This is a genomic window from Paenisporosarcina quisquiliarum, assembly GCF_043641925.1.
GTDB classification, from domain to species: Bacteria; Bacillota; Bacilli; order Bacillales_A; family Planococcaceae; genus Paenisporosarcina; species Paenisporosarcina quisquiliarum_A.
The window spans coordinates 78,540-90,767 of record NZ_JBHZRU010000015.1 but is presented as its reverse complement, the minus strand read 5'-3'; the positions used below and the strand labels follow the sequence as shown (position 1 = coordinate 90,767).

The following is a 12,228-nucleotide window of genomic DNA, read 5'->3' as shown; positions in this document are numbered from 1 at the left end:
CTCAAATATTTTTGGGATGTGAGTATATGTAAGTCCTGTCCGCTACGGGATGGTTGTTATAGAGATGGGGCAAAGACAAAAACATACTCCATTACAATCCCCAAGTCTATACATCTTGAACAAGAGTCTTTCCAAAATACAGAAGAGTTTAAGGAACTGGCTCGTTCTCGCTACAAAATCGAGGCCAAAAATAGCGAATTGAAAAATGCCCATGGGTACAATAAAGCCATAACCTCGGGCTTATTTGGCATGCACATTCAGGCAGCCTCCACCATTTTCGCAGTTAATATGAAGCGGATTATCAAACTGATTGATGAAAAAGAGGTCAATTAGGGAAGTGATTGATCATAAAAAGGGACTTTAATTGGATTTAATATCCAAATAAAGTCCCTTTTTTTATTTTTATGATACTCCAAACTTATAGATAGCCAAAAAACATGTCTTTTTCAGTGGCCTCCATCAGCACGAACTGAAGACCCTGGACTGAGCCACGCGAGGGAAGCGGCTGAGGTCGTGCCCGCGGAAAGCGTCCAACGCAATGCAAATCAGCCACTTCATTTTTAAAATAGTGGCTACAAAACGAAAATAGGTACTTCACAATCTTTTTAAAATTGTTCGACAAACTCAAAGTTTAAGAATCTTCACATTTCTGTTGACTGAATGCTCATTCAGTTTTAAACTGAAGATAAGCATCGACATAACAAAGACTATCTACTAAACTGTTGTTATCAGATTAATAGCATTTTTGATTTTTTTTAACGAGAGGGGAGAATACAATGAATTACCTTTTACTTGCAAACTGGATTTTATTTATCGTTGTAACCGCTTACGCACTTGGGTTATTCACGTATTTATTGAAGACGCGTTACAGCTACATCAAACTCGGACAAAAAGTTGAATTTGATGACAACGTAAAAGAACGTATCCGTAAGATTATGGTCAATGTATTTGGCCAAAAGAAATTATTGAAGGATAAGAAAAGTGGAATTATTCACGTCATGTTCTTCTATGGATTCCTATTAGTACAAGCTAGTGCCATCGATTTTATTTGGAAGGGATTAAAGCCTGGATCACATTTACCTCTAGGACCTTTATATCCAGCATTCACATTCTTCCAAGAACTTGTGACTTTGATGATTTTAGTGGCTGTTGTTTGGGCATTCTACCGTCGCTATATTGAAAAGCTTGTTCGTTTAAAACGTGGTTGGAAATCAGGCTTAGTCTTGATTTTCATTGGCGGATTAATGGTTTCTGTTTTAATCGGAAATGGGATGGGCATGATTTGGCATGACCACGCAGCAACATGGGCGGAGCCAGTCGCATCAGTAGTAGCTACAGTCTTTGGATTCTTACCAGACGTTGCTGCTATTACAATCTTCTACATTATGTGGTGGGCTCATTTACTATTCCTATTAACTTTCTTAGTTTACGTACCACAATCGAAACATTTCCATTTAATAACGGGTCCTGTCAACACATACTTCAACCGTACAGACAATGTGGGTAAACTTCGTCCGATTAACTTTGAGGAAGAAGAAGATGAAGAAGCAGGCGAAGATGAAATGCCATCTTTTGGTGTTGGTAAAATTCAAGATTTAAACCAAAAGCAAATGATCGATTTATATGCGTGTGTAGAATGTGGTCGTTGTACGAATATGTGTCCAGCAACTGGAACAGGTAAAATGCTGTCTCCAATGGACTTAATTACAAAACTACGTAACCACTTAACGAACACGGGTGCCGTTGTGACGCAACAAAAGCCGTGGGTTCCAGCAATGGCTTTCGCAAATACACAAGGTAACCAATTAGCAGTAGCTGCTCGAGTTGATGGTGCAGTAATTGAAGATATTTATAACCCGGCTTTAATCGGTGACGTAATCACGGAAGAAGAGCTTTGGGCTTGTACAACATGTCGTAACTGTGAAGACCAATGTCCAGTAATGATTGAACACGTTTCTCACATTATCGACCTCCGTCGTTACCTAGTAATGACTGAAGGTCGCATGAATCCGGATGCTCAACGTGCTATGACAAACATCGAACGTCAAGGGAATCCTTGGGGGCTTAACCGTAAAGAGAAAGAAAACTGGAGAGATGCACGTCCAGAAATCAATATCCCAACAGTTAAAGAACTATCTAAAGCTGACGAAGAATTCGAATACTTATTCTGGGTTGGTTCAATGGGTGCTTTCGATAGCCGTTCACAAAAAATCGCTCTTTCCTTTGCGCGCTTAATGAACGAAGCAGGCGTGAAGTTCGCTATTCTTGGAAATAAAGAAAAGAATTCTGGTGACACACCTCGTCGTCTAGGGAATGAATTTTTATTCCAAGAACTTGCAACAAGCAATATCTCTGAATTTGAAAAAGCTGGCGTAACGAAGATTGTCACAATCGACCCGCATGCTTATAACATTTTCAAAAACGAATACCCAGATTTCGGTTGGAGTGGAGAAGTTCTTCACCACACTGAAATGCTGTTTGACTTAGTACAAGAAGGTCGCTTAAAACCACAACATGCAATCGATGAGACCATTACATTCCATGACTCATGTTACTTAGGCCGATACAATGACGTCTATGATCCACCACGTGAAATCCTCCGTGCTATCCCAGGAGTGAAACTCGTGGAAATGGACCGTAACCGCGAAACAGGAATGTGCTGTGGAGCTGGTGGTGGTTTAATGTGGATGGAAGAACATACAGGAAATCGTGTCAACGTAGCCCGTACAGAACAAGCACTTGCAGTAAACCCAACGATGATTTCATCTGGTTGCCCATACTGCTTAACTATGCTGTCTGACGGAACGAAAGCAAAAGAAGTGGAAGAAACAGTTGGCACTTACGATATCGCAGAATTACTAGAACGTTCAGTACTTGGCGATTACCTACCACCGGTTGAAGAAACAGAAGAAGCACCAATCCTTCAATAAACAGAGTAGATTGAAATATGTTGAAAAATTAGATACAATAAAGTCAACTGAAGAGGGAGTCTTGCACTCCCTTTTCGTTTGTCTACAAGTCGAGCGAGCGTTCAGTCAATACAATAGTCCACAGCAGTGGACTATTGTATTTGCGACGAAGCTAGCGAAGCGATGCAGGAGCAAATGGTTTTGAACTTAAGTATTTTGCGACGAAGCTAGCGAAGCGATGCAGGAGCAAACGGTTTTGAACTTAAGTATTTTGCGACGAAGCTAGCGAAGCGATGCAGGAGCAAACGGTTTTGAACTTATGTTTATTTGCGACGAAGCTAGCGAAGCGATGCAGGAGCAAATGGTTTTAAACTGCGAAGATGCTCGCGAAGCGATGCAGACGCAAGTGGCAACTTTAAACATTGATCTAATAACTAAAACAAAAAAACTCCACTGCAAAGTGGAGTAACCTTTTTCTTTAACTCACACAAAGAAAAGTCAGAATATTTTTATTTGAGAAACTGTAAGCGTATACAACCATTCATAAAGGGAGGCAACAATTATGACAAAAACAGTTATTTTAGATGGCGCACGTACAGCTTTTGGGAAAATGGGTGGTGCACTTTCTACTCTTTCAGCTAGTGATCTTGGTGGAGTAGCCATTAAAGAAGCTTTGAATAAAGCAGGTATTGCTCCTGAATCAGTTGATGAAGTCATCATGGGTACAGTTTTACAAGCAGGTCAAGGGCAAATTCCTTCCCGTCAAGCTGCAACGAAAGCGGGTATTCCATGGAGTGTTAAAACCGAAACAATTAATAAAGTGTGTGCATCAGGCATGCGTGCAGTTAGCCTTGGCGACCAATTAATCAGACTTGGTGATGAAGAAATCATCGTTGCTGGTGGTATGGAATCGATGTCAAACGCACCTTACTATTTACCAAAAGGTCGATTTGGTTTACGCATGGGTGATGCTCAAATGATCGATGGCATGATTTATGACGGATTATCATGTGCGTTTACACCAGAGCGTGTGCATATGGGGACATACGGAAATTCAACGGCTGAAGAATTTACTTTAACTCGTGAAATGCAGGATGAATGGGCGGTCCGCAGTCATGAATTAGCATTTAAAGCAATGGATAGCGGGATCTTAGCGGAAGAAATTACACCAGTAGTGATTCCACAACGTAAAGGCGATCCAATCTCAATTGATACAGATGAAGCACCACGTCGCGATACGTCGATGGAAACTTTATCGAAATTACGTTCAGCATTTAGTAAAGACGGTTCGATCACAGCTGGGAATGCACCTGGGGTAAATGACGGAGCAGCAGCACTTGTCTTAATGAGTGACGAGCGTGCAAAAGCTGAAGGGAAAACACCACTTGCTTACGTGGTAGCTCATGCTGAAGTCGCAATCGAGCCTAAACATTTCCCTCAAACACCAGGACTTGTTATTAATAAACTTCTTGAAAAAACAGGCAAAACACTTGAAGAAATCGATTTATTTGAAATCAATGAAGCATTCTCAGCAGTTGCACTGGCTTCTTCAAAAATAGCGAATTTAGATCACACTAAAGTGAATGTAAATGGTGGAGCAGTGGCATTAGGACATCCAATCGGAGCGAGTGGTGCCCGCATCATTTTAACGCTAGCTTATGAATTAAAACGCCGTGGTGGCGGAATTGGTATTGCAGCTATTTGTTCAGGCGGCGGTCAAGGTGATGCCATTATGATCGAAGTACCAAAAGTGTAAGAACTGTCTTTTAAAATTGAAGGAGGCTAACATATGAACATCCAAAAAGTATTAGTAATCGGAGCGGGACAAATGGGATCTGGTATTGCGCAAGTTTGTGCGCAAGCTGGTTTTGACGTAAAGCTTAACGATATGAAAGACGAATTTTTCGAACGTGGACTAGGTATCATTACGAAGAACTTATCACGCAATGTTGAAAAAGGGCGCATGACAGAAGATGAAAAAACGAAAGTACTTTCACGCATTACGAAATCTCTTGATTTAAATGATGCGAGTGATGTGGATTTAGTTATTGAGGCTGCTGTTGAAAACATGGAAATCAAACAATCGATTTTCAAACGTCTGGATGAAATCACGCCAAAACATGCAATTTTAGCTTCAAACACATCTTCACTTCCAATCACAGAAATCGCAGCGGTAACAAACCGTCCTGAACAAGTAATTGGTATGCACTTTATGAATCCAGTTCCAGTAATGAAGCTCGTAGAAATTATTCGTGGTCTTGCTACTTCAGATGAAGTCTACACAGCGATTGAAGAAATGACGAAGAAACTTGATAAAGTACCAGTCGAAGTGAATGATTTCCCAGGATTCGTCTCTAACCGTATTTTAATGCCGATGATCAATGAAGCCATTTACACATTGTACGAAGGCGTAGCGACTAAAGAAGCCATTGATGACGTGATGAAAATGGGTATGAATCATCCAATGGGACCTTTACAATTAGCTGACTTTATCGGATTAGATACATGTCTATACATTATGGAAATCTTGCATGACGGATTTGGGGACAGTAAATATCGTCCATGTCCATTACTGCGCAAATACGTAAAAGCAGGCTGGTTAGGTAAGAAAACAGGACGCGGTTTTTACGTTTACGAATAGGAGGCGCTCAGCTTGGAACTGAAGTTTACAGAAGAACAATTAATGATGCGCAATATGGTTCGTGACTTTGCCAAAACGGAAATTGAGCCGTTTATTGACCAAATGGAACAAGGTGAATTTCCTCGTGAAATTTTAAAGAAAATGGCCGGGCTAGGACTTATGGGAATTACTGCACCTGAAAAATACGGCGGTTCAGAAATGGATTTCCTAAGTTATATCATTGCCATTCATGAGCTATCAAAAGTGAGTGCAGTCGTAGGCGTAATCCTTTCGGTACACACATCGGTTGGAACAAATCCGATTCTTTATTTCGGTAATGAAGAACAAAAGCAAAAGTACGTGCCAAAATTAGCATCTGGTGAATATTTAGGAGCGTTCTGTTTAACAGAACCATCTGCTGGTTCGGACGCTGGTTCAATGAAGTCCAAAGCTACCAAAGATGGAGATTTTTACACACTTAACGGCTCGAAAGTCTTTATTACAAACGGTGGAGAAGCCGATGTTTACATCGTATTTGCTTCAACAGATTCATCTCAAGGATCTCGCGGCGTGTCCGCTTTTATTGTAGAAAAAGACACCCCTGGTTTAATTATCGGAAAAGACGAACACAAAATGGGCTTACACGGTTCACGAACTGTTCAACTTACTTTTGAAGACATGAAAGTACCTGCTGAAAACCTTTTAGGTGCAGAAGGAGAAGGATTCAAAATCGCCTTAGCTAACTTAGATGTTGGTCGAATCGGTATTGCAGCACAAGCTCTAGGTATTGCAGAAGCAGCCTATGAAGCAGCAGTTGGCTATGCAAAAGAACGTGTACAGTTCGGCAAACCCATAGCAGCGCAACAAGGTGTCGGTTTTAAACTAGCGGACATGGCAACAGCTGTTGAAGCATCAAGATTGTTGGTTTACCGTGCAGCAGAACTTCGTTCACGCGGCATCTCTTGCGGTAAAGAAGCCTCAATGGCAAAGCTATTTGCTTCGAAAACAGCAGTAGAAACATCAATCGAAGCCGTCCAAGTATTCGGTGGATACGGCTACACAGAAGACTACCCAGTAGAACGCTATTTCCGTGACGCTAAAGTAACGGAAATCTATGAAGGAACATCTGAAATTCAACGCATCGTAATCGGCAAACATCTATTGAAATAATGGTTAGATATAGGTTTAAATTACCTCTTAACGAAGCTTTATTGCACATTCCTTTTGTAATTACTTTTTATTTGATTGGAGCGGAAGGTGGCGTAAACCATCTGCTCCTGCATCGCTTCGCTAGCTTCGTCGCAAAGATTAGCACCAAAATGCTTGGTCCTAATCTTTCCAGCGGGAATAGCGTGTCCAAGTGAGACCCCGCAGTGTGCGGAGCACACGAGGAGGCTCACGGACCGCCCGCGGAAAGCGTCCGCCTGAAGCGGAAATCAAGGATATATATAATTAACTAAAAACATAAAAGGCGGGAATAAAAATGAACTTTAAACTATCAGAAGAACATGAAATGATTCGTAAAATGGTACGCGATTTCGCAATGAAAGAAGTAGCACCAACAGCTGCAGAACGTGACGAAGAAGAACGCTTCGACCGCGACATCTTCGACAAAATGGCGGAACTTGGCTTAACAGGTATCCCATGGCCGGAAGAATACGGCGGAATCGGATCAGACTACTTAGCATACTGTATCGCAGTTGAAGAACTATCACGCGTTTGTGCATCTACAGGCGTAACATTATCCGCACATACATCATTAGCTGGATGGCCAATCTTCAAATACGGCAATGAAGAACAAAAACAAAAGTACCTTCGTCCAATGGCTGAAGGAACAAAAATTGGTGGATACGGTTTAACAGAAGCTGGATCAGGTTCTGATGCTGGTGGCATGAAAACAACAGCGAAATTAGATGGCGACCACTATGTATTAAACGGTTCAAAAATCTTTATTACAAACGGTGGAATTGCTGATATTTACGTAGTATTTGCCGTAACAGATCCAACTTCAAAACATAAAGGTACAAGTGCTTTTATAGTTGAAGCAGACTTCGAAGGATTCTCAGTAGGGAAGAAAGAGAAGAAACTAGGAATTCGTTCATCACCAACAACAGAAATTATTTTTGATAACTGCCGCATTCCTAAAGAAAACTTGCTAGGTGCTGAAGGCGAAGGATTCATCATCGCAATGAAGACACTTGACGGTGGACGTAACGGGATCGCTGCTCAAGCAGTCGGGATTGCTCAAGGTGCATTAGACGCTTCGGTTGACTATGCGAAAGAACGTGTTCAATTCGGTAAACCAATCGCTGCTAATCAAGGGGTTTCATTCAAATTAGCTGACATGGCAACGTCAATTGAAGCATCACGCTTGTTAACGTACCAAGCTGCTTGGTTAGAGTCTAACGGATTGTCTTACGGGAAAGAATCTGCAATGGCGAAATTAATGGCTGGTGATACAGCGATGAAAGTAACCGTTGAAGCGGTGCAAGTGTTTGGTGGATATGGTTACACGAAAGATTACCCAGTAGAACGTTATATGCGTGACGCGAAAATCACTCAAATTTACGAGGGTACACAAGAAATTCAACGTCTTGTTATCTCTCGCATGCTAACGAAATAAGTGGTGATTGAGGTGGAAACCAAACGTGAAGTGCAATCATCTGTAAAAGATGAAAGCCTAATTGCTAAACGTCGAATTCAAATGATCCGTGGCGCGGTTTCACTCTTCAAACAGAAGGGTTTTCACCGCACCACGACACGTGAAATCGCAAAAGAAGCGGGTTTTAGCATTGGCACATTATATGAGTACATCCGCACCAAAGAAGACGTCTTGTATTTAGTATGTGACAGCATTTATGAGGAAGTGCAAGAGCGCTTGTCGACCCTGCCTGCTCAAGCTGGAACTATAGATGGACTCGAATCAGCTATTCGACATTATTATCTTCTAATCGATGAGATGCAGGATGAGTTTGTCGTGATGTACCAAGAGTCAAAATCTCTTCCAAAAGACGCTTTGCAGTATGTGTTGAATAAAGAACTGGGCATGGTCGCAATCTTCGAAGAAATCATTGAAAATTGTCGATTATCTGGTGATTTACACATCGCACAAGAGGACGTTAAACTTGCCGCACATCATGTAGTCGTTCAAGGTCAAATGTGGGCGTTTAGAAGATGGGGTCTTCATAAAGATATGACAATTGACGAATTTATTAGCGTGCAAACACGATTTTTATTACAAGGGATTCAAAGGAATGGGGGAACAGTATGACAGCAACAGTAGAAGTTTATCGTCCAACAAACCATGTTCGTTTTGTAACGGCATCAAGTCTTTTTGACGGTCACGATGCATCGATTAATATTATGCGTCGTATTTTGCAATCAACAGGATCTGAAGTCATTCACTTAGGTCATAATCGTTCGGTTGAAGAAGTAGTGAATGCAGCGATTCAAGAAGATGCAAACGGGATTGCCATCTCATCTTATCAAGGTGGACACGTTGAATACTTCAAGTACATGCATGATTTATTAGCAGAAAGAGGGGCTCCACATATCCGCATCTATGGCGGTGGTGGTGGCGTAATCATTCCGAAAGAAATTAAAGAACTACATGATTACGGGATTGCGTGGATTTTCTCTCCTGAAGACGGACGGACACTAGGTCTTCAAGGGATGATTAACCGTATGGTAGAAGATTGCGATAAAGCCATTGATACGAAAAATGCAGTGGATCAGTTAGCGCAAGCGGATACGGAACACCCTGAAGTGTTATCACATTTAATCACTGTCGCTGAAGACGGGGTTAACAATGAGAACAGCGATGCTAAAGCATTAGTTGAAAAAGCGCGAGAACTGTCAAAAGGTACGCCTGTTTTAGGTATTACTGGAACGGGTGGAGCGGGTAAATCAAGTCTTACGGATGAATTAATTCGTCGCTTCCTTTCAGAGTTTCCGGATAAGAAAATTGCGGTATTATCCATTGACCCAACGAAACAAAAAACAGGTGGGGCATTACTTGGAGACCGTATTCGCATGAATGCGATTTTCAATAAACGCGTATTTATGCGCAGTCTTGCAACACGTGGCTCCCGTACGGAATTATCAGGTGCCATTAGCGACGTTTTAGACGTTGTTAAAGTAGCTGGCTATGATTTGATTGTTGTTGAAACAAGTGGAATCGGGCAAGGGGACGCTGAAATCACGAACGTGTCAGATCTTTCTATGTATGTGATGACAAGTGAATTTGGCGCGCCATCACAATTAGAAAAAATCGATATGATTGATTTTGCTGACTTGATTGTTATCAACAAGTACGAACGTAAAGGTTCGGAAGATGCATTGCGTCAAGTTCAAAAGCAATACCAACGTAGCCGCGGTCTATGGGATGCAAATCTCGATACGATGCCTGTTTACGGAACGATCGCGAGCCAGTTCAATGACAAGGGGACCAATTCTTTATTCGCAGCTTTAGTTGCTCGTGTAAATGAAGTGTGTGGAACTGACTGGCAGACGTCTTATGAACAATTCGTGAAAACGCAAAAGCAAAATGTCATCATTCCAAATGATCGTCGTTATTACTTGCGTGAAATTACAGATGCAGTTCGTGGTTATCACAAAAAATCTGATCAACAAGCTAGTTTAGCTCGTCGTTTGTTCCAACTTGAAGGAGCAATTGAAACGGTAAATGAGAAAGCACCGAATGATGCATTAGTTCAATCATTAACTTCACTTGCACAAGGCGTGCGTGATGAATTAACAGCTGAATCGAAACGAATTTTAGATAACTGGAAAGCTTTAAAAGAAGCGTATGCAGGAGACGAATTCGTTACAAAAGTACGTGACAAAGAGCTTCGTACGATTTTACGTACGGAAAGTTTATCCGGATTAAAAGTGCCAAAAGTGGCATTGCCTAAATTTGTGGACTACGGTGAAATTTTACGATGGGTATACAAAGAAAATGTTCCAGGTTCATTCCCTTATACGTCTGGCGTATTCCCGTTCAAACGTGAAGGAGAAGATCCAAAACGTCAATTCGCTGGAGAAGGAACACCAGAACGCACAAACCGTCGTTTCCATTACTTATCAAAAGATGATGATGCGAAACGTCTATCAACAGCATTTGACTCGGTAACTTTATACGGTGAAGATCCTGATGAACGTCCAGATATTTACGGGAAAGTTGGAGAATCAGGCGTAAGCATCTGTACGCTTGACGATATGAAGAAGCTGTATGATGGCTTCGACTTATGTGCGCCAGCTACATCTGTATCGATGACGATTAATGGACCTGCGCCAATTATTTTGGCAATGTTCATGAATACTGCGATTGATCAACAAGTGAAAGTGAATGAAGAAAAATTCGGTCGCACATTAACGGTTGAAGAATTTATGGAAGTTCGTCAAACGACACTACAAGTAGTTCGTGGGACGGTTCAAGCAGACATACTAAAAGAAGACCAAGGACAAAATACATGTATATTCTCAACTGAATTTGCACTTCGTATGATGGGTGATATTCAACAATACTTTATTGACCAAAAAGTGCGTAACTATTATTCGGTATCGATTTCTGGCTATCACATTGCGGAAGCAGGAGCGAACCCAATTTCACAACTTGCCTTTACACTAGCTAATGGTTTCACATATGTGGAGTATTATTTAAGCCGTGGAATGAACATTGATGACTTTGCACCAAATCTATCATTCTTCTTCTCGAATGGTTTAGACCCAGAATATACGGTTATTGGGCGTGTTGCACGTCGTATTTGGGCAGTAGTTATGCGCGATAAATACGGCGCAAATGATCGTAGTCAAAAATTGAAATACCATGTTCAAACATCAGGTCGATCATTGCATGCGCAAGAAATCGATTTTAATGATATTCGTACGACTTTGCAAGCGTTAATGGCATTGCAAGATAACTGTAACTCACTTCATACAAACGCATATGACGAAGCCATTACAACACCAACAGAAGAATCTGTTCGTCGTGCCATGGCGATTCAAATGATCATTACAAAAGAGTTAGGTCTAGCGAAAAATGAAAATCCACTTCAAGGTGCTTTCATTATCGAAGAAATGACGGATCTAGTTGAAGAAGCGGTATTGACAGAGTTCGATCGCATTAATGATCGTGGCGGTGTTCTTGGGGCAATGGAAACTCAGTACCAACGAGGAAAAATTCAAGAAGAGTCGATGCATTATGAAATGTTAAAACATACAGGTGAATTACCGATTATCGGTGTGAACACGTATTTAAATCCCAACCCACCTTCTTCAGATGATATTGATAACATGGAAATTGCGCGTGCAACAAGTGACGAAAAAGAAACACAAATTCGTAACTTACGTGCATTCCAACAACGCAACCAATCTGAAGCAGATGCAGCTTTAGCAAAATTAAAAGAAGTAGCTGTAACAGGTGGTAATATCTTTGAACAATTGATGGACACAGTTAAAGTGGCATCACTTGGTCAAATCACAAATGCTCTATATGAAGTAGGCGGACAATACCGTCGTAATATGTAAGTTCAATAACAAAATCCCGCTCCAAGGTATGTAACTTGGAAGCGGGATTTTTTGTTTTGTTTATCGTCAAATTTTTTTACACAGACATATCAAAGTGTGAATACAAATACATCGTTATTTAAACATTCTAATTGTCATGGTAAACGGATCGCTTCTTCTAACTGATCTGTA

At 41.1% G+C, this 12,228-nt stretch carries 8 protein-coding genes; all 8 read left to right on the top strand.

The window, feature by feature from the left end:
• Positions 1–333: transposase (locus ACHUE4_RS12085; protein ID WP_394190361.1), on the top strand; the 333-nt coding region annotated here is incomplete at its 5' end.
• A gap of 443 nt (positions 334–776) precedes the next feature.
• Positions 777–2,930: a (Fe-S)-binding protein gene (locus ACHUE4_RS12080; RefSeq protein WP_394190359.1), complete on the top strand. Its 2,154-nt coding sequence runs from the start codon at positions 777–779 to the stop codon at positions 2,928–2,930.
• A 541-nt stretch (positions 2,931–3,471) separates the two neighbouring features.
• Positions 3,472–4,665 carry an acetyl-CoA C-acetyltransferase gene (locus tag ACHUE4_RS12075; protein ID WP_394190357.1) on the top strand — a complete coding sequence of 398 codons (1,194 nt, stop codon included), beginning with the start codon at positions 3,472–3,474 and terminating at the stop codon, positions 4,663–4,665.
• 33 nt (positions 4,666–4,698) lie between these two features.
• Positions 4,699–5,550 carry a 3-hydroxybutyryl-CoA dehydrogenase gene (locus ACHUE4_RS12070; protein ID WP_394190356.1) on the top strand — a complete coding sequence of 284 codons (852 nt, stop codon included), beginning with the start codon at positions 4,699–4,701 and terminating at the stop codon, positions 5,548–5,550.
• A 12-nt stretch (positions 5,551–5,562) separates the two neighbouring features.
• A complete protein-coding gene (locus ACHUE4_RS12065) occupies positions 5,563–6,699 on the top strand; it encodes an acyl-CoA dehydrogenase (protein ID WP_394190355.1) in 1,137 nt (378 codons plus the stop codon).
• A 313-nt stretch (positions 6,700–7,012) separates the two neighbouring features.
• A complete protein-coding gene (locus ACHUE4_RS12060) occupies positions 7,013–8,152 on the top strand; it encodes an acyl-CoA dehydrogenase (protein WP_394190353.1) in 1,140 nt (379 codons plus the stop codon).
• A 12-nt stretch (positions 8,153–8,164) separates the two neighbouring features.
• Complete coding sequence (locus ACHUE4_RS12055; RefSeq protein WP_394190351.1) at positions 8,165–8,800, top strand: TetR/AcrR family transcriptional regulator; 636 nt, start codon at positions 8,165–8,167, stop codon at positions 8,798–8,800.
• Positions 8,797–12,057, top strand: coding sequence for a fused isobutyryl-CoA mutase/GTPase IcmF (icmF, locus tag ACHUE4_RS12050; protein ID WP_394190349.1), 3,261 nt, complete (start codon positions 8,797–8,799; stop codon positions 12,055–12,057). The genes ACHUE4_RS12055 and icmF overlap by 4 nt, the downstream gene beginning before the upstream one ends.
• Positions 12,058–12,228 lie beyond the last annotated feature (171 nt).